The following is a 17,520-nucleotide window of genomic DNA, read 5'->3' as shown; positions in this document are numbered from 1 at the left end:
TTTTGCACGGCTTTCGCCGCAGGCGTCACGCGGCCGGGTGATCCCCGATCCGCCTGATTTCCCACTCTAGCGCCATACCGGATGATTTGAGAACCCTTTCCCGCACCATCTCGCCGAGATTCTCCAGATCGGCCGCGCTCGCGCCGCCCGCATTGGTCAGGAAGTTCGAATGCTTCACGTTCATCACCGCCCCGCCAAGCCGAAGCCCGCGGCAGCCGGCCTCGTCGATCAGCCGCCAGGCCATCAACTCCTGCCCGTGATCGTCGCGCCCGGTGGAGGAGAAACCGGCCGGGTTGCGAAAGGTCGAACCGGCAGTGCGCTCGTCGACCGGCTGCGTCGCCGCCCGCTTCGCCAAGGCCTCCGCCATCCGCGCCTCGATGGCTTCCGGCGCTTCGGGCGCGCCCATCAGCGTCACCGCGGTGACGATCGCCCCATCGGGCGGCGCGGAGCTCCGATAGCCGAAGCTCATATCATCTGGCGAGAGCGTGACTCTGCGCCCATCGCGCGTCACGGCCTCCACGCTCTCCACCACATCGGCCATATAGGTTCCGTAACAGCCGGCGTTCATCGCCGCCGCGCCGCCGACGGCGCCCGGTATGGTGCGCAGGAACTCCAGCCCGCCAATCCCGGCCTTGGCCGCGGCTTTCGCCGCCGCCGCGTCCAGCATCCCCGCGCCGGCGCGCAGCCGCGCGCCGGGCAGCGGCTCGACACCGCCGAACCCCCGCCCGGCGAGCCGGATCACCACGCCGCCAACGCCGCCGTCACGAACGATCAGATTCGAGCCGACGCCGATCGGCGTGACCGGAACGCCGGGGTCGAGCCCGGCGAGAAACGCCGCGAGCTCGCCAGCGTCCTGCGGCGTGAAGAGCCACTCCGCCGGCCCGCCGACGCGCAGCCAGGTGAGATCGGCGAGCGGCCGGCGGGACGTGAGCCGGGCGCCGAAACGCGCGACGAAATCCGGATCGAGCGACGCGCTCACCTGTCCAGCTTTGCAGGGAGCGCGTTGGCCCAGGCGGAGATCGTGCCGGCGCCGAGACAGACGACCATGTCGCCCGGCCCGGCATGGGCGCGCACGAACGCCTCCAGCCCGGCCTCATCGTCGACGGCGTAGGCCTGACGGTGCCCGTGGGCGCGCAAGCCTTCCACCAGCGTGTCGCGATCGGCGCCTTCGATCGGCGCCTCGCCGGCGGCGTAAACGCCGGCGACGCCGACGATGTCGGCGTCGTTGAAGGCGGCGCAAAACCCCTCGAACAGATCGGCGAGTCGGGAGTAGCGGTGCGGCTGATGGACCGCGATCAGCTTGCCCGAACAGGCGGCGCGCGCAGCCTTCAGGACGGCGGCGATCTCCACCGGATGATGGCCGTAATCGTCGATGATGGCGGCGCCGTTCCAGTCTCCGACGCGAGTGAAGCGGCGCCTCACCCCGCCGAACGCGTCGAAAGCGGCGCAGATATCCGCCTCCCGGACGCCAAGCTCACGCGCGACGGCGATGGCGGCGAGCGCGTTGGAGACGTTATGCTCGCCCGGCATCGGCAGCGTAACCCCGTCCATACGCTCGCCGGTATGGAAGGCCACATCGAAAACCGCGCGTCCGTTGTCGTAGCGGAGATTCTCGCCCCTGACATCGGCCTGCCGCGAAAACCCGTAGGTCACGACCCGCCGGTCGTCGATCAGGCCGACAAGGCGCTGCACTTCCGGATGGTCGATACAGCAGACCGCGAGCCCGTAGAACGGGACATTGGAGACGAAGGCGAGAAACGCGTCGCGGAGATTCTCGATATCGCCGTAATGGTCCATGTGTTCGGGATCGATATTGGTGACGACGGCGATGGTCGCCGGCAGCTTGACGAAGGTGCCGTCGCTCTCATCCGCCTCGACGACCATCCACTCGCCCGCGCCGAGCCGGGCGTTGGAGCCGTAATTCTGGATGATGCCGCCATTGACGACCGTGGGGTCGAGCCCGCCGCCCTCCAGCAGCGCCGCGACCATCGAGGTCGTGGTCGTCTTGCCGTGCGTTCCCGCAACCGCAACGTTGAAGCGCAGACGCATCAGCTCCGCCAGCATCTCCGCCCGGCGCACCACCGGCAGCGACGCCGCGCGCGCGGCGTCGAGCTCAGGATTGCCGGGCTTGATCGCCGAGGAGACCACGACAACGCGGGCGTCCGCGATATTCGCGGCGGCCTGCCCGATAAAGATCGTCGCGCCCATGCCCTTCAGCCGTTCGGTGATCGCGCTCGCCTTCAGGTCCGAACCCTGCACCTGGTAGCCGAGATTGAGCAGCACTTCGGCGATGCCGGACATTCCGATGCCGCCGATGCCGGTGAAATGGATCGCGCCGATATCGAGCGGCATGGCGGTGGTCATCATCTTGTCCCGTTTCCCTCGCTGATCCGCTCCACGAGATCGCCGAGCGCGGCGGCGGCTTCCGGCCGCCCGACCCGGCGCGCCGCCGCCGCCATTTCGACAGCGTGCTCCGGCGCCTCCAGAACGGCGCGGATGTGCCCCGCAAGCGCGGCGCCCGTCAACCCCACGCCCGCCGATCCGGTCTCCGGCGCGAGGATGGCTGCGCCGGCGGCGACCAGCGACGCGGCGTTCGCGGTCTGATGATCGTCCATCGCCGCCGGATATGGAACCAGGATCGACGGCCGGCCGATCGCGGCGAGTTCCGCGACCGTGGAGGCGCCGGCGCGGCATATGACGAGCTGCGCGGCGGCGATCCGCGCCGGCATGTCGGAAAAGAACGGCGCCACCTCGGCCGCTTCACCGAGCGCCGCCGCGAGTTCGGCCGCTTCGGCTTCACGCGCCTGCGTGGTCACGCGAAGCCGGGCGCGGAGCGGCCCCGGCAGCGCCGCGAGCGCCTCGGGCAGAAGCCGCGCGAAAACCGAGGCGCCCTGGCTCCCGCCAAAGACCAAGAGATTGAGCGGGCCCTCGCCCGGCGGCGCATAAGGCGTCTTCATCGCCTCTTTCGCGGCGGCGCGGATCGGGTTTCCGATCTCCACCAGCCGCGCGCCCTCAGGAGCATTCGAAACCGGCCAGACCCCGCAGGCCAGCGCATCGACCCGGCGCGCGAAAAGACGGTTCACCCGGCCGAGAACGCCATTCTGTTCGTGAATCAGCCGCGGCGCCCCGATCCGGGCGGCCGCCGCCAGCGCCGGAAGCGACGGGTACCCGCCGAACCCGGCGACCGCAGTCGGCCGGTCAGCCCTGAACCAGCGCACGGCTTCGATCACGCCTTTCAATATGCGAAAGGGCGCCAGCGCCTTCGCCCCGAGGCCGCCCCGCGCGAAAGTCGCGGCGGAAAGCGCGCGCCTCTCGACGTCTTCGGGAAATCCGCCGGCGTACCGAAGCCCGCGATCATCGGTGGAGAGCGCGACGCGCCAACCCCGCGCCAGCATCTCTTCCGCCAGCGCCTGCGCCGGGAACATGTGCCCGCCGGTGCCGCCTGCGGCGATCACCAGAAGACGCGCGTCCGTCACCGGCCGCCGCCGAGCCGGTCGGTCACATGGTCCTGCGGCCGGTCGCGGGTCAGCGCCAGCATCAGCCCCATCGCGACGCCCGATGCGACCATCGACGAGCCGCCATAGGAGATGAACGGCAGCGTCATCCCCTTCGCCGGAAGAAGTGTGAACGTGACGCCGATATTGATGAAGGCCTGAAGCCCGATCATCACCGCAAGGCCCGATCCGGCGACGCGGACGAAAGGCTCGCGTTCGCGCATCAGCCGTTTCAGCGCCCGAAGCGTGATGAGAAGGTAGAGCCCGATCACCAGGAGGCAGAAAAGCAACCCGTATTCCTCCGCCGCCACCGCCATCACGAAATCGGTATGCGCGTCGGGCAGCGACCATTTGACCGAGCCTTCGCCGGCGCCGACGCCGAAGAACCCGCCCTTCAGGATCGCGTTGGTCGCGTAACCGATCTGGCTCGTCGGATCGATCTCCTCCGACCAGTAGTCATTGATGCGGCTCGCGACATATTCGAAATTCGCGTAGGCGAACCAGATCAGCCCTACGCCGAGCCCGACGAGCATCACCATCAGCCAGATCGGCGCGCCCCAGACGAAGAACATCGCGCCCCAGGACGCGATGACCAGCAGCGCCTGGCCGAAATCGGGCTGGATCGCCAGCGCGCCGATCACCGCCGCCGTAACCAGGAAGGAAAGCGACACCCCCGGCGGCCCCATCGGCCGAAGCGAGGCCGCCATCATCCAGCCGGTAAGCACCGCGAGGCCGGGTTTCAGAAACTCCGACGGCTGCACGGAAAGCCCGAAGGAATACCACCGCACCGCGCCCTTGCCGAAATCGGTGCCGAAGACCGGCAGCAGGGCGACGGCGACGAAGGCGAAAAGAAATAGCCTCACGCCGTTGCGCCGCACCTGGTCCGGCGTCAGCACCGACAGCGTCAGCATCAAACCCACCGAGATCATCGCAAAAACAGCGTGGCGGGTAACGAAATAGAATTGCGGCAGGCCGTTCTTCTCGGCCAGCGGCACAGAGGCGGCGAAGCTGATCAGCAGACCGACAAGGACGAGAAGGATGAGCGCGAGCAGCGTCAGCTTGTCGATGGTCCGCCACCAGCGCCCGAGGATCGAGGGATCGACGAATGCGCCCTGCGGCGCGCGAAAGGTGAGCTCGGTCATGTCCCCTCCCCGATCAATCTCAACACGGCGGCGCGAAAGGCGTCGCCGCGGGCCTCGAAACTGGCGAACTGGTCGAAACTGGCGCAGGCGGGGGACAGGAGCACGGTCTCGCCCGCCTCCGCCTCGGCCGCCGCACGGCTCAGCGCGGTTCCGAGATCGCCGCATATCTCGTGCGGCGCGTCGCCCAGCGTCGCGGCGAATTCCGCCGCCGCCGCGCCGATCAGATAGGTTTTGGCGAGGCGCGGGAAGAGCGGCGCGAGCGGCGCGATTCCTCCTTCCTTGGCGACGCCGCCGGCGATCCAGCGAATGCGCTCGAATGTCGAAAGCGCCTTCTCGGCCGCGTCGGCGTTGGTCGCTTTGGAATCGTTCACATAGGCGACGCCCTTCGCGGCGCCGATGTTCTCCATCCGATGCGGCAGGCCCGGAAAGGTCGGCAGCGCGGCCGCGATGGCTTTCGGGCCAAGGCCGAGCGCCCGGCAGGCGGCCCAGGCGGCGCAGGCGTTCTGATGGTTGTGCCGCCCCTGGAGCGCCGGCGCTTCACGCATGTCGCAGGCCCCGGCCTGCTTGCCTTTCGTCCATTCGGTGAGGTGATGGCGGTTCATGAAAACCGCACTCCCCTCCCCCTTCAGCCGCTCCGCCGTCGAGACGCGGACAAGGCGCGCTCCGTCGCCCGACGGGTCCGCCATGGCGGCGGCGAGAAAACGCCCGGCGGTCTCCTCCACCCCGATCACGGCGACTTCCGGCGCGCCAAGCTCGAAAAGCCGCCGTTTCGCGGCGAAATACCCGCCAAGCCCGCCGTGCCGGTCCAGGTGATCCGCCGAAAGGTTGAGAAAGACCGCGATATCGGGCGCGAGCACGCGCGCAAGATCGATCTGGTAGGAGGACAGCTCCAGCACCACCGTCTCGCCATCCGCGGGCGGGTCGAGGTCGAGCACGGCGCGTCCGATATTGCCGCCCATCTGCCGCGGGCGTCCGGACGCGCCGAGGATATGGTCGATCAGCGCCGTGACGGTCGATTTGCCGTTCGAGCCGGTGACGGCGACGAGCCTCACCTCAGCGCCTGTCATCTGGACCGCGCGGAAGAACAGCGAGACATCGTTATCGACCAGCGCGCCGGCGCGCGAAGCCGCGGCGATCGCAGGATGCGGCGCCGGGTAGAGGTGCGGGACGCCGGGCGAGGCGACGAGAAGCGAAGTATCGCCCCAGGCCGCCGCCTGCGTCAGGTCCTCGATCTCGAACCCGGCCGCCGCCGCGGCGGCGCGCGCCGCTTCGCCGTCATCCCAGCAAACCGGATTGGCGCCGCCCGCCGCGAGCGCCCGCGCGGCCGCAAGGCCGGACCGGCCGAGCCCGAGAACGCCAACGCGGCGGCGCTCATATCCCCTGACCGCGATCATCCGCGCCCGGTATCGAAATGTGGTGAAACGATCATCCGTCGCCGCCTCTATCTCAGTTTCAGCGACGCGAGCCCGACCAGCGCGAGGATCACCGCAATGATCCAGAACCGGATCACGACGGTCGGCTCGCGCCAGCCCTTCTGCTCGAAGTGGTGATGGATCGGGGCCATGCGGAAAACCCGTTTCCCGGTCAGCTTGTAACTGGCGACCTGAACGATGACGCTGACCGCTTCGAGGACGAAAAGCCCACCGATCACCGCCCAGACGATTTCATGCTTGATCGAAACCGCGATGGCGCCGAGCGCGCCGCCGAGCGAAAGACTGCCCGTGTCGCCCATGAACACCATGGCCGGCGGCGCGTTATACCAGAGAAAGCCGAGCCCGGCGCCGATCAGCGCCGCCGCGAACACCGTGATCTCACCGGTTCCGGGGACGTAGTGGAGTTGCAGATAATCGGTGAAATCCGTCCGCCCGACGACATAGGCGATGACCCCGAGCGAGCCGGCCGCGATCATCACCGGCATGATCGCCAGCCCGTCCAGTCCGTCAGTCAGGTTGACGGCGTTGGCGCTGCCGACGATCACCAGCATGGCGAAGGGCAGGAAAACCACGCCCATCGGCACCAGCGCCTCCTTCAGCACCGGCACCGCGAGTTGCCCCTGCAACGCCATCGGCTGAAGCCAGGTCGCCCATGTTCCGGCGATGGCGGCGATGACGAACCCGATGAGCAGCCGTACCCGCCCGGAAAAGCCGCGATGGCTCTGCTTCGTCACTTTCAGATAATCGTCAACGAAACCGATCAGACCGAAACCGACCGTGACGAAGAGAACGAGAAGAACGAACCCGTTGTCCATCCGCGCCCAGAGAAGCGTCGAGAAGAGCACCGACGCGAGGATCATCACGCCGCCCATGGTCGGCGTGCCCGCCTTCTCCAGTATGTGACTCGCCGGCCCATCGTCCCGGATCGGCTGGCCCTTGCCCTGCATGCGCCGAAGCCGCTCGATGATCGGCCGTCCGAAAATGAAGCCGAAAACGAGCGCGGTGAAGAGCGCGCCGCCGGCGCGGAAGGTGATGTAGCGGAAGAGGTTGAAGAGATCGCCGCCCTCGGAAAGCGGCGTGAGTATCTCGTATAGCATGTCAGCCCCCCTCCGCGTCCGGCCGTACATGCCCCATGCGCCGGATCGCGGCGACGACCGGCGCCATTTTCGAGCCAAGCGAACCCTTGACCATCGCCACATCCCCGGCGTCGAGCTTACGCCCGACGGCGGCGGCGAGATCCGCGCTGGTTCCGAACCATTCGCCGCGCTTCTCCGCCGGCAACGCGTCGTGAAGCGCGCGCGTCAGCGGCCCGCAGCAATGCACGAGATCCACCCCCGCCATCTCCTCTGCGGCGGCGAGCGCGGCGTGCATGGCCTCAGCCTCGGAACCAAGTTCCAGCATGTCGCCAAGGAACGCCACCCGGCGCCCCTTGTCGATCCTGCCGACATGGTCCTCCGGTTTCGCGGCGCAAAGAACCGCGAGCGCGGCGCGCATCGAAACCGGGTTGGCGTTGTAGCTCTCGTCGATCAGCGTGATCGAGCCGCCGTTCCCGCCTTCGCCAATCTCGATGCGCCAGCGGGAGCCGCGGCCCTCTGGCGGAGTCCAGCGGCCGAGGGCGAGCGCGGCCTTCGCGACATCGCCGTCCACCGCGTCGGTCGCCGCAAGCGCGGCGAGCGCGTTGAGCGCAAGGTGCCGGCCCGGCGCGCCGATCTTGAACATGAGCGGACGCCCGTGGAGCGTCGCTTTGACCACCGTCGCGCGGCCGGTGAGGCGCGCGCTCTCCAGCCGCGCGTCCGCGCGCGCGCCAGAACCGAAAGCGACGACGCGCGCGCCGCGATGCCGCGCCGCCGCTGCGAGCCGCTCGAAATGAACGTTGTCTGCGTTGAGAATGGCGACGCCGCCAGCGACCAGACCGTCAAAGATCTCCGCCTTCTCGTCCGCGATCGCCTCGACGCTGTCGAACCCCGCGAGGTGCACCGCCTCGACCGTGGTGACGATGGTCACATCCGGCCGCGCGAGGCGCGAAAGCGGCGCGATCTCACCGGGCTGGTTCATGCCGATCTCGATCGCGGCGAAGCGCGTCGCCTCCGGCATCCGCGCCAATGTCAGCGGCGCGCCCCAGTGATTGTTGAAGCTTTTCTCCGCCGCATGGGTCGGGCCGCTGGCGCCGAGGCAGGCGCGGAGCATTTCCTTCACGCCGGTCTTGCCGACCGAGCCGGTGACGGCGATCACCTTCGCCTGCGTCCGCGACCGCGAAGCCGCCGCAAGACCCCAAAGCCCGGCGAGCGGGTCTTTCACGACAAGAAGCGGCGCGCCGGGCGGCGCGGAACCGGGAACCCGGCCGACCATGGCCGCCGCCGCCCCGGCCTTGAACGCAGCGGCGACGAACTCGTGCCCGTCGCGCGCGTCCTGGAGGGCGACAAAAAGATCGCCCCGGTTCAGCGAACGACTGTCGATCGAGACGCCGGAGACATTGAACCCCGCCGTCGCGCGCCCGCCTGTCGCCGCCGCCGCCTCTTCCTCCGTCCAGAGCGCGCCCGTCATGCCTCGTCCTCGCCATCCAGCGCCGCGACCGAGGCGCGCGCCTGTTCCGCATCGTCAAAGGGGTGCGTCACGCCGGCCACGGTCTGGCCGGTTTCATGCCCCTTCCCGGCGATCAGAAGCCGATCATCGGGCGACAATGCGTCAACGCCTGTGAGAATCGCCTCAGCCCGGTCACCGATCTCTATGGCGTTCGGGCAGGCGGCGCGGATCGAGGCGCGGATCGAGGCGGGGTCCTCGCCGCGCGGATTGTCATCCGTCACGATGACGGCGTCCGAGCCCTCGCAGGCCGCGCGTCCCATTTCCGGCCGCTTGCCGCGATCGCGGTCGCCGCCGGCGCCGAATACGACGATCAGTCGGCCTGGCGTATGGAGCCGAAGCGCGGCGAGCGCCGTCGAAAGCCCGCCGGGGGTGTGCGAATAATCAACATAGATCGCGGCGCCGTTGGCGCGGGTCGCGACATGCTCCATCCGACCCCGAACGCCGGTGAGCCGGTTCATCGCTTCGAAAACCCTGTCCGGCGCTTCCCCGGCGCCGATGACCAGCGCGGCGGCGGCCATCGCGTTCAGCCCCTGGAACCCGCCGATCAGGCCGAGCCGGACGCGCCGCGGCGCGCCCCGCCATTCCAGGTCCAGCTCCTGCCCCGCCGCGTCGAACCGCGCTTCGATCAGGCGCAACCCGCGCGCCGCCTCGCGGTCGCGGCCGAAGGGGATGATCTCCTGTCGCTTCGCGGCGCGCGCGGCCTGATGATAAGTGGAATCGTCGGCGTTGAGGACGGCCGGCGCGCCCTCCGGCAGAAGCTCGGAGAAGAGCCGGAGCTTGGCCGCGAGATAGCTTTCGAAATCCGCGTGATAATCGAGATGATCGCGGCTGAGATTGGTGAAGGCGCCGCCGGAGAGCCGCGCGCCGTCGAGCCGGTGCTGCGCCAGCCCGTGGCTTGACGCCTCCATCACCGCGTGAGTGACGCCGGCGTCGGCAAGTTCGGCCAGCAGCCGGTGCAGCGTGATTGGCTCGGGCGTCGTCATCGCCAGCGGCTTCGTCACCGCGCCCTCCACCCCGACCGTGCCGAAGCTCGCGGCGCGACGGCCGAGCGCGGCGAAGATCTGCCGCGCGAAACTCGCGACCGAGGTCTTTCCGTTGGTCCCGGTGACCGCGAGCAGGGTCTCGGGCTGCGCGCCGTAAAAGGCGGCGGCGGCAAGCGCAAGACGGCGACGCGGGTTCTCGTCGATCAGAAAGGGAACCGGCCAGTCGCCGATATCGGCGCGCGCCCGCTCCGCGCCTTCCGCGCTCGTCAGCACAGCGGACGCGCCCATCCTGACCGCGTATTGCGCAAACTCGGCGCCGTCGAGCGCGCCCTTCAGAGCCGCGAAGAGAAAGCCCGGCCGGGTTTCCCGACTGTCGGCGCAAAGTCCGCTGATCACCATGTCCGGGCGCGGCGCCGGCCCCTTCCGGTCAAGCCCCGCAAGGCCGAGCGAGGCGAGCGTCGCCGCCATCAGAACCTCACCTTTCCGACATCCCCGGCCACGACCGTCTCCGGCGCCGGGATCGGCCTCATGTGAAGGATCGGCGCAAGCCGCTCGACCGCCAGCGCGGCGGTCGGCGCCGCCGTCCAACCGGCGGTGCGCCATGTGCGGCCGTATCTGAATGTCGAAGCCTCATCCAGCGTCACCACCAGAACGTATTTCGGTGATGACATCGGAAAGGCGGCGGCGAAAGTCGAGAGCGTTTTCGACTCGTCATACCCGCCGCGCGCGGGCTTGTCGGCGGTGCCGGTCTTGCCGCCGACTTCAAAGCCGGGAACTTCGGCGAAGTTCGCGGTGCCCTTCTCCTCCGCCACCACGGCGCGGAGGATTTCGCGCAGCGAACGCGAAGTGCTGGCGGAGATCACGCGATCCGCCTCGGTCGGCGCCGGCGCGCCGCGCCGGAGCGTCGGATGCACCCGGAGCCCGCCGTTGAGCAGCGAGGCGTAGGCGGCCGCCAGATGCAATTGCGTGGCCGCCAAGCCATGCCCGAAGGAGATCGTCATCGTCGATAGCTGGCTCCACCGCGCCGGATAGAGCGGTTGCCCGAGCCGGGCCTCGGCGATCTCTATACTGGTCGGGTCGAGCATGCCGATCTTGCGAAGAAACGCCTTCTGCGCCTCCGCCCCGATCGCCAGCGCGATATTCGAGGTGCCGACATTCGAGCTTTCGACGATCACGTCACGAAGCGTCATGCGCGGCGGCATCCGGTGGAAGTCGTTGATCTTGAATTTGCCGACGCGGAGCGGGCCCTTGGTGTCGATCATGCTCTCGGGCGTGTAGAGACCGCTGTCGATCGCCTGCGCGGCCGTGAAAAGCTTGAAGGTGGAGCCGAACTCATAGACGCCTTCGGCCGCGCGATTCATCATCGGGCGCACCTTCGCCACCCGCGGATCGCGCGTGTCGGGCCGGTTGTTCGGGTCGAAATCCGGCAGGCTGACCATGGCGAGGACCTCGCCATTGCGCGCGTCCATCAGCACCGCGGAAGCGGCGATCGCACTGAACTCCGTCATCGCCGCGCCCATCACGTCGGTCAGCGCGGTCTGCGCGACCAGGTCGATGGAGAGCGGCATCGGCCGCCCGGCGCGGGCCGGATCGCGGAGTTCCTTGTCGAGACGCCGTTCGACGCCGGCGAGGCCGACAAGTTCGGCGTGATCGACGCCTTCCGCGCCGACCGTGACACCACCGAGAATATGCGCGCCGATGCGCCCGGCGGGATAGATGCGGGTCTCCCGGCGGCCGAAGTAGATTCCCGGAATGCCGAGGTCGTGCACCGCCTGGCGCTCGTCCGGGGTCGCCGGGCGCTTGATCCAGACGAATTTTCGCCCCGGCGCGAAGCGAGCGCGGAACGTTTCTTCTCCGATCTCCGGCAGGACGGCGCCGAGACGACGCGCCGCTTCGTCGGCGTCGACGCCGGCGAGCGCGGTCTCGTGCGGATGCGCGTAAATCGCCCAGGTCGGCAGGTTGGCCGCCAAGAGCCGGCCGTTGCGATCGGTGATCGCCGCGCGCTCCGTCGCGACGACGCGCGACGCGGCGGTCTCAAGGCGCGGCTCCTTCGGCTCCGCGACGGCCAGCAGCGCCATGCGCCCGCCCAGTACGCCGAACCCGACGAGAAAGAACAGCGAGACGACCAGCAGCCGCCATTCGGCGCGATCGGCGCGCGCGCGCCGCTTTTCCTCGCGCGCCCGCTCGCGCCGTTCCGCGCGGCGCGCCAGCGCCGTCTCGGCGCCGTCGCCGAGGACGCGAACAAGATCCGCGCCGGCGCTCACCGCTCGATCCTGATCTTGTCGCTCTCCCGAGCGCGCACCGCGACAGGCGCAGTGGGCGCGGCGCGGCGCGGCGCGGCGGCTGTCGCCCGCGCGGGAGGCGGCGCGGCGCGATGCGGCGCGGGCTCGCGCGCCTCCGCCGTCACGACCGGTTTCGGCGCCTCGCGCGCGGGCCTTGGGCTCTTGCGCCGCGCCGCCGGCTCTTCGGGCGAAAGCGCGTCGAGATCGATAAGAGCGACCGGCGCCATTCCATCATCGGGCTGCTTCATCGGCGTTTCGGAGAGTTCCGCATAGCTGTCGGGCTTCATCGGCGTCAGGCCCAGTTCGCCCTGATGCGCCGCCACCAGCCGCGTCAGCCGATCAGGCGCGTTGAGCCACGCCCATTCCGCCGCAAGCACCTGGATCGCCATCCGTTCTTCGGCGATGGCCCGGTTGGTTCTCTCGATCGCGTCCAGCCGATCCTGCGTCGCGTAGGTGACGCTATAGGACCAGAACGAAGCCCCGACGATCAGCACCGCGCCGACTATGTAAAGCGCCCACCGCATCAGCCGTCTCCGCCCGCGGCCCGAATTCGCGGCAGACCGAGCGCGGCGCTCTCGACCCGCGCCGCCGGCGCGCCGGTGCGCCGCGCGGCGCGAAGCCGGGCGGAGCGGGCGCGCGGGTTTCGCGCGATTTCCTCGGCTGAGGGCTCCAGCGCCTTTCGGGTGATGATTTCGAACCCGGGCGGATGCGCCTTCGCCTCCGGCGCGTGACGAGAGACCCCAGGCGCAGCGCCGCCGCGAATACGCAGAAACCGCTTCACGATCCGGTCCTCCAGGCTGTGAAATGTGACGACCGCGAGCACCCCACCCGGAGCGAGCCGCGCCTCGGCCGCCGAAAGCCCGCGCGCCAGTTCGCCAAGCTCGTCATTGACCGCGATGCGGAGCGCCTGAAAGACGCGGGTCGCCGCATGCGGGCGGCCGGGCTTCGGCCGGGGCGCGTTCCGCTCGATCAGCGTCGCCAGCGCCAGCGTGCCGGTGATCGGCGCATCGGCCCTGGCGCGGGCGATGGCGCGCGCCAGCCGCCGCGCGCCGCGCTCCTCGCCATAGAGGAAGAAGATATCCGCGAGTTCAGCCTCCGGCGCGTCGTTGACCAGATCCGCCGCGCTCGGCCCCGCGCCGCCCATGCGCATGTCGAGCGGGCCGTCCTTCTGAAAGGAGAATCCGCGCCGCGCCTCGTCGATCTGCATCGAGGAGACGCCGATATCGAGAACGACGCCAGCGAGCGGCTCCTCGATCAAGCGGTCCAGGTCCCCGAACCGCCCTTCGACGATCTCCAGACGGCCTTCATAGGCCGGCGCCCATTCGCGCCCGCGCGCCACCGCCTCCGGATCGCGATCGAGCGCGATCACCCGCGCGGCGCCGGCGTCGAGCAGCGCCGAAGCGTAGCCGCCCGCCCCGAACGTGCCGTCCAGGATGACGCCCGCCAGCGCGGGCTCCATAACCGTCAGGACCTCCTGCAGCATCACCGGATCATGCAGAGCCCGCGCCGCCGCGAGCGCGGAGAGCGCCGGCGCGGTCATGACTCTCCTCCCATCGCGCCGGCCCAGTCGAGCTTGTCGACATTCGCCCGCGCGATCTCCAGCATCGCGGCCTCATCGGCGGCGTAGGTGTCCGGATTCCAGATCTGGAACGTGTTCAGCGTGCCGATGAAATAGGCCTCGCCCTCGATCCCGGCGAGCGCGCGCAGCTCCTTCGGCAGAACGATGCGCCCGGTCTCGTCGAGCGGCAGTTGATGCGCCTTGCCGGCCACGGCGTTGGCGAGCGCGCGATATTCCGGACTGAAAGGGTTCATCTTTGTCAGCGAACGGGCCAGATTCTCGAAATGGCTCTGGCCGAAGCCAATGATGGTCGGCCCGCCGAGGAGTTCAGGCATGAGGAAAAGGATCGGGCTATCTTCACTCTGCAGCACCTTTCGGAAAGGCGCGGGGATCGAAACCCGGCCCTTGCCGTCGACCTTGTTGGTCGCGCTGGAGGAGAAGAATTTCAACACGCGCCCGGGGCCTCCCCGCCGGTTTCGACACCGCTTGTCCCGCCTCGCCCGCCCGATGCGAAACGGGCCGCGCATCCATTGCGATGCGCGGCCCGCAGCCTGTCCCTCGACGTCTTCTGACTGCGTCCGCCGCGTTTTTTGCGGTCGTATTCGCCTCGCCGCAGCACCCTCGGCGCCTGTATGAACCTGCTCTTTTATCGTTTGAGCCGGAGGCCGCTGCTGGAATTTGGGATAGCATGGGATATCATGGGACACAAGTGATTATTGTGCTGAATTCATGGTCCGATTTGGGTTTGATGTGTAAAATGCAACAGGGAACGCCCCCCGCGCGGCGCGGGTTCCGATCTATTCATCAAATATTCATGTTTTGTTCTAATGCGATCGCGTCAGATCGCATAGCGCCGCACCCATCGGCCCGACGCTTCCGGCCATGAGGCCGGCGAAATCCGCGGGTTCAGAGGCTCAGAACGGCAGTTTCATGCCCGGCGGCAGCGCCATGCCTTCGGTCAACTTGCCCATTTCCTCGGCGGCGCGCCGGCTCGCCTTCTCCTGAGCGTCCTGCACCGCCGCGACGATCAGGTCCTCGACCACCTCGCGGTCCTCGGGCTTGAAGAGCGAAGGATCGATGGAGAGCGAGCGGAGCGCGCCCTTTGCGCTGGCGACGGCCTTCACCAGCCCGGCGCCCGCCTCCCCCGTCACTTCTATGGAATCGAGTTCCGCCTGGGCCTCGGTCATTTTCGACTGCATTTCCTGGGCCTGCTTCATCAGCTTGCCGATATCGCCCATACCCTTGAACATGTTCAGCCTATCCTTTCGGGGTCAGCCCGCGAACGGGTCCACCGGCGACCAGTCGTCGCCATATTCCTCATCGTCGTCGATCCCGTCCTCGTCGGGCGCCGGCGCGGCGTCGGCCTGAACAGGGTCGCGAATCGCCGCGATCCGCGCGCCTGGAAAGGCCGCGAGCGCGGCGGCGACCAGCGGATGCGCCGCCACCGCCTCCACCGCCGCGCGCTCCGCCGCCCGCCGCGCCTCGGAGATCGTCGCTTCGCCCGGCTCGCGCGTCACCGCCACCATCCAGCGCGCGCCGGTCCATGCGGTTAGCCGCGCGCCGAGGACCTGCGCCAGGTCGGCCGGGGCGCGCTCGGCCGGCGCGAATTCGATCCTGCCCGGCGCGTAGCGCACCAGATGCACGAAGTCCTCGACATCCGTCAGAAGCTTCATGTCGCGATTCTCGCGGATCAGCGCAACGACGTCGGCGAAACTTTCATAACGGATGAGCGGCGCGGCGACGGCGGCGCGGGGCGCCTCCGTCGGGCGCTCCGCAGCCTGCGCGCCGCCGCGCGACTCTGCCCGCGCGCCGCCCCCGCCGCCGCCCGGCCCGACCGGGCGCGGACCCGCGGGCGGGCCCGACGGGCCATCGCCGAGCTTGCGAACGATCTCCTCCGGCGTCGGCAATTCGGCGACATGGGTGAGGCGGATCACCGCCATCTCCGCCGCCATCATCGCGTTCGGCGCGCGACCGACCTCCTCCTGCGCCTTCAGCAGCATCTGCCACATCCGCGCCAGCGCCCGCATCTCAAGCGCCGCCGCCAGCGCGCGGCCGCGGTCGCGCTCATCCGCGCCGACGGTCGGGTCGTCGGCGTTCTCGGGATTGATCTTCACGACGCTGATCCAGTGCGTCAGTTCCGCGAGGTCGCGCAGCACCGCGACGGGATCGGCGCCGTCGGCATACTGGTTCGAAAGTTCCCCCAGCGCCGCCGCCGCCTCGCCGCGCATGATCGTCTCGAAAAGATCGATCACCCGGCCCCGGTCCGCGAGGCCGAGCATGGCGCGCACCTCGTCCGCCCCGGTCTCCTCCACCCGCCCGTGCGCGATCGCCTGATCGAGCAGGGAGAGCGCGTCGCGAACCGAGCCCTCGGCGGCGCGGGTGATGAGCGCGATCGCCTCCCGCGACAGCTTCGCGCCCTCCTTGGCGGCGATCGCCTCCAGATGCGCCATCATCAGCTCTGGCTCGATCCGCCTCAGATCGAAGCGCTGGCAGCGCGACAGCACGGTGACCGGCACCTTGCGGATCTCGGTGGTGGCGAAGATGAATTTCACATGCGGCGGCGGCTCCTCCAGCGTCTTCAGCAGCGCGTTGAAGGCCGAGGGGCTGAGCATGTGCACCTCGTCGATGATATAGACCTTGTAGCGCGCCGAGGTCGCGCGATAACGGACCGAATCGATCAGTTCGCGAATGTCCCCGACGCCGGTGCGCGAGGCGGCGTCCATCTCCTGCACATCGACATGCCGGCTCTCGGCGATCTGCCGGCAGGGCTCGCACACCCCGCAGGGCGAGGTCGTCGGCCCGCCGGTCCCGTCCGGACCGATGCAGTTCAGGCCCTTGGCGATGATCCGCGCCGTCGTGGTCTTTCCCACCCCGCGCACGCCGGTCATGATGAAGGCGTGATGGATCCGGTCGTGCTTGAAAGCATTCGTCAACACGCGGACCATCGGCTCCTGCCCGATCAGATCGGCGAAGCTCTGCGGCCGGTGCTTGCGGGCCAACACCTGGTAGGCGGCGTCGGAATCGACCTCCGCTTCCGGCGACGCCTCGTCAACGCTGGGGGAATCTTCGGCCATCGCGCCCTTCCCTGAAATTCACGGTGAGAGGGTATGGGGGCTGGCGCAGCGCCGCAAGGCGGGCGGGCGCGAACAGCGCGCCCTGCGGCCGATCTTTTCCGGGCCGCGCCTTCCCTCCGCCGCGTCCCGAAAGGCGCGCCGGCCGGCGCGCTACTCCGCCCAGGGCGCGCGCTCGGGGGTGAGCACCCGGATCACCGGGTAGTCCGGCATGCTGGTCGCAGAGAGCGTGATCTCGGACCCCGGCCGCGCATCGATCTCGAACGTGTCGGCCATGCCCGCGAGAAAGCGCTCCAGCGCATAACCGGAGAAGATGTGCATGGGAATGACGACGCGCGCGCGCACACGCTTCAACACCGTGATCATATCCGGAACCGACATCGTGTAGCCGCCATCGACCGGCGCCAGCACCACGTCGAGGCGGCCGATCTCGGCGTAGTGTCCGTCCGTCGGCAGATGATGCAGATGACCGAGATGGCCGATGCAGAGCCCCTCGTATTCGAAGATGAAGATCGAGTTGCCATCCCGCTCCCACCCCGCGCCGGCGCGGATGTCGGTGGTGACGTTCCGGATGAGCAGATCGTCGATCTGGACCCAGTGGCGCACTGGCTCCGCGCCTTCGCTCCAGCCTTTCAGGCGGTACGGGATCTCCGCGGGCGGGTTCCGCATCCAATGCGTCGCATGCGCGTGGTTCATCGTCACCGCGTCCGGCGTCGGCCCGGTCCCGGCGTCGCCGTAGAAATCCGTGACGGCGGCGCGGCCCTGACCGGTCTCGATCCGCAGCGCCGCGTGACCGATATAGCGGATCCGCACCTCGCCCGGCGCGAGCGCGGCGCGCCACAACTTTGGCGCCGGCGCGCCGGCGAGTTGGATGCACTGCGAAGCAGACGCCGGCGCGGCGATGAGCAGCGCGAGCGCGACCAGAAAGCGCATCATGGCCGACCTTCCAGCGGTCAAGCGAAGGATGGCGCGGG

15 protein-coding genes are annotated in these 17,520 nt (G+C 69.1%); all 15 read right to left on the bottom strand.

Annotation, left to right across the window (positions count from 1 at the left end; genetic code table 11):
* Positions 1-25: 25 nt before the first annotated feature.
* Positions 26-979 (bottom strand): UDP-N-acetylmuramate dehydrogenase, encoded by a 954-nt coding sequence (gene murB / locus G5B40_RS20690; protein WP_165102971.1) that lies wholly within the window; start codon positions 977-979, stop codon positions 26-28.
* Positions 976-2,367 carry a UDP-N-acetylmuramate--L-alanine ligase gene (gene murC, locus G5B40_RS20685; protein ID WP_425500072.1) on the bottom strand — a complete coding sequence of 464 codons (1,392 nt, stop codon included), beginning with the start codon at positions 2,365-2,367 and terminating at the stop codon, positions 976-978. Before murC ends, murB begins: the two co-directional genes overlap by 4 nt.
* Entirely contained in the window at positions 2,364-3,476 is a 1,113-nt protein-coding gene (locus G5B40_RS20680; RefSeq protein WP_165102968.1) for a UDP-N-acetylglucosamine--N-acetylmuramyl-(pentapeptide) pyrophosphoryl-undecaprenol N-acetylglucosamine transferase, read from the bottom strand. Before G5B40_RS20680 ends, murC begins: the two co-directional genes overlap by 4 nt.
* On the bottom strand, positions 3,473-4,636 hold the full coding sequence (locus tag G5B40_RS20675; protein WP_165102965.1) for a peptidoglycan glycosyltransferase FtsW: 1,164 nt from the start codon (positions 4,634-4,636) through the stop codon (positions 3,473-3,475). Before G5B40_RS20675 ends, G5B40_RS20680 begins: the two co-directional genes overlap by 4 nt.
* Positions 4,633-6,030 (bottom strand): UDP-N-acetylmuramoyl-L-alanine--D-glutamate ligase, encoded by a 1,398-nt coding sequence (murD, locus tag G5B40_RS20670; protein WP_165102962.1) that lies wholly within the window; start codon positions 6,028-6,030, stop codon positions 4,633-4,635. The genes G5B40_RS20675 and murD overlap by 4 nt, the downstream gene beginning before the upstream one ends.
* Before the next feature lie 47 nt (positions 6,031-6,077).
* Positions 6,078-7,166 carry a phospho-N-acetylmuramoyl-pentapeptide-transferase gene (mraY, locus tag G5B40_RS20665; protein ID WP_165102959.1) on the bottom strand — a complete coding sequence of 363 codons (1,089 nt, stop codon included), beginning with the start codon at positions 7,164-7,166 and terminating at the stop codon, positions 6,078-6,080.
* 1 nt (position 7,167) lies between these two features.
* A complete protein-coding gene (locus G5B40_RS20660; protein ID WP_165102957.1) occupies positions 7,168-8,613 on the bottom strand; it encodes a UDP-N-acetylmuramoylalanyl-D-glutamyl-2,6-diaminopimelate--D-alanyl-D-alanine ligase in 1,446 nt (481 codons plus the stop codon).
* Complete coding sequence (locus G5B40_RS20655; protein WP_165102954.1) at positions 8,610-10,103, bottom strand: UDP-N-acetylmuramoyl-L-alanyl-D-glutamate--2,6-diaminopimelate ligase; 1,494 nt, start codon at positions 10,101-10,103, stop codon at positions 8,610-8,612. Before G5B40_RS20655 ends, G5B40_RS20660 begins: the two co-directional genes overlap by 4 nt.
* Positions 10,103-11,899: a peptidoglycan D,D-transpeptidase FtsI family protein gene (locus G5B40_RS20650; RefSeq protein ID WP_165102951.1), complete on the bottom strand. Its 1,797-nt coding sequence runs from the start codon at positions 11,897-11,899 to the stop codon at positions 10,103-10,105. The genes G5B40_RS20655 and G5B40_RS20650 overlap by 1 nt, the downstream gene beginning before the upstream one ends.
* Positions 11,896-12,441, bottom strand: a complete 546-nt coding sequence (gene ftsL / locus G5B40_RS20645; RefSeq protein WP_165102948.1) for a cell division protein FtsL — start codon at positions 12,439-12,441, stop codon at positions 11,896-11,898. Before ftsL ends, G5B40_RS20650 begins: the two co-directional genes overlap by 4 nt.
* Positions 12,441-13,457 carry a 16S rRNA (cytosine(1402)-N(4))-methyltransferase RsmH gene (gene rsmH / locus G5B40_RS20640; RefSeq protein WP_165102945.1) on the bottom strand — a complete coding sequence of 339 codons (1,017 nt, stop codon included), beginning with the start codon at positions 13,455-13,457 and terminating at the stop codon, positions 12,441-12,443. The genes ftsL and rsmH overlap by 1 nt, the downstream gene beginning before the upstream one ends.
* Positions 13,454-13,927 carry a division/cell wall cluster transcriptional repressor MraZ gene (locus G5B40_RS20635; RefSeq protein WP_165102942.1) on the bottom strand — a complete coding sequence of 158 codons (474 nt, stop codon included), beginning with the start codon at positions 13,925-13,927 and terminating at the stop codon, positions 13,454-13,456. The genes rsmH and G5B40_RS20635 overlap by 4 nt, the downstream gene beginning before the upstream one ends.
* Before the next feature lie 462 nt (positions 13,928-14,389).
* Positions 14,390-14,725: a YbaB/EbfC family nucleoid-associated protein gene (locus G5B40_RS20630; protein WP_165102939.1), complete on the bottom strand. Its 336-nt coding sequence runs from the start codon at positions 14,723-14,725 to the stop codon at positions 14,390-14,392.
* Positions 14,726-14,746: 21 nt separating this feature from the next.
* The gene (locus tag G5B40_RS20625) at positions 14,747-16,549 is read right to left on the bottom strand and encodes a DNA polymerase III subunit gamma/tau (RefSeq protein WP_165102936.1); all 1,803 of its coding nucleotides are present in this window, start codon (positions 16,547-16,549) and stop codon (positions 14,747-14,749) included.
* 150 nt (positions 16,550-16,699) lie between these two features.
* Positions 16,700-17,482, bottom strand: a complete 783-nt coding sequence (locus tag G5B40_RS20620) for an MBL fold metallo-hydrolase (RefSeq protein ID WP_165102933.1) — start codon at positions 17,480-17,482, stop codon at positions 16,700-16,702.
* Positions 17,483-17,520: the final 38 nt, after the last annotated feature.

The organism is Pikeienuella piscinae (assembly GCF_011044155.1).
GTDB lineage: Bacteria > Pseudomonadota > Alphaproteobacteria > Rhodobacterales > Rhodobacteraceae > Pikeienuella > Pikeienuella piscinae.
This window is presented reverse-complemented; position numbering and strand designations above follow the sequence as displayed.

What these genes read in the sequence shown, in the direction of transcription:
- murD (WP_165102962.1), bottom strand. Translation starts at nt 6,030, where the DNA reads ATGATCGCGGTCAGGGGATATGAGCGCCGCCGCGTTGGCGTTCTCGGG.
- ftsL (WP_165102948.1), bottom strand. Translation starts at nt 12,441, where the DNA reads ATGCGGTGGGCGCTTTACATAGTCGGCGCGGTGCTGATCGTCGGGGCT.
- G5B40_RS20660 (WP_165102957.1), bottom strand. Translation starts at nt 8,613, where the DNA reads ATGACGGGCGCGCTCTGGACGGAGGAAGAGGCGGCGGCGGCGACAGGC.
- G5B40_RS20620 (WP_165102933.1), bottom strand. Translation starts at nt 17,482, where the DNA reads ATGATGCGCTTTCTGGTCGCGCTCGCGCTGCTCATCGCCGCGCCGGCG.
- G5B40_RS20630 (WP_165102939.1), bottom strand. Translation starts at nt 14,725, where the DNA reads ATGTTCAAGGGTATGGGCGATATCGGCAAGCTGATGAAGCAGGCCCAG.
- G5B40_RS20655 (WP_165102954.1), bottom strand. Translation starts at nt 10,103, where the DNA reads ATGGCGGCGACGCTCGCCTCGCTCGGCCTTGCGGGGCTTGACCGGAAG.
- G5B40_RS20625 (WP_165102936.1), bottom strand. Translation starts at nt 16,549, where the DNA reads ATGGCCGAAGATTCCCCCAGCGTTGACGAGGCGTCGCCGGAAGCGGAG.
- murC (WP_425500072.1), bottom strand. Translation starts at nt 2,367, where the DNA reads ATGATGACCACCGCCATGCCGCTCGATATCGGCGCGATCCATTTCACC.
- mraY (WP_165102959.1), bottom strand. Translation starts at nt 7,166, where the DNA reads ATGCTATACGAGATACTCACGCCGCTTTCCGAGGGCGGCGATCTCTTC.
- rsmH (WP_165102945.1), bottom strand. Translation starts at nt 13,457, where the DNA reads ATGACCGCGCCGGCGCTCTCCGCGCTCGCGGCGGCGCGGGCTCTGCAT.
- G5B40_RS20675 (WP_165102965.1), bottom strand. Translation starts at nt 4,636, where the DNA reads ATGACCGAGCTCACCTTTCGCGCGCCGCAGGGCGCATTCGTCGATCCC.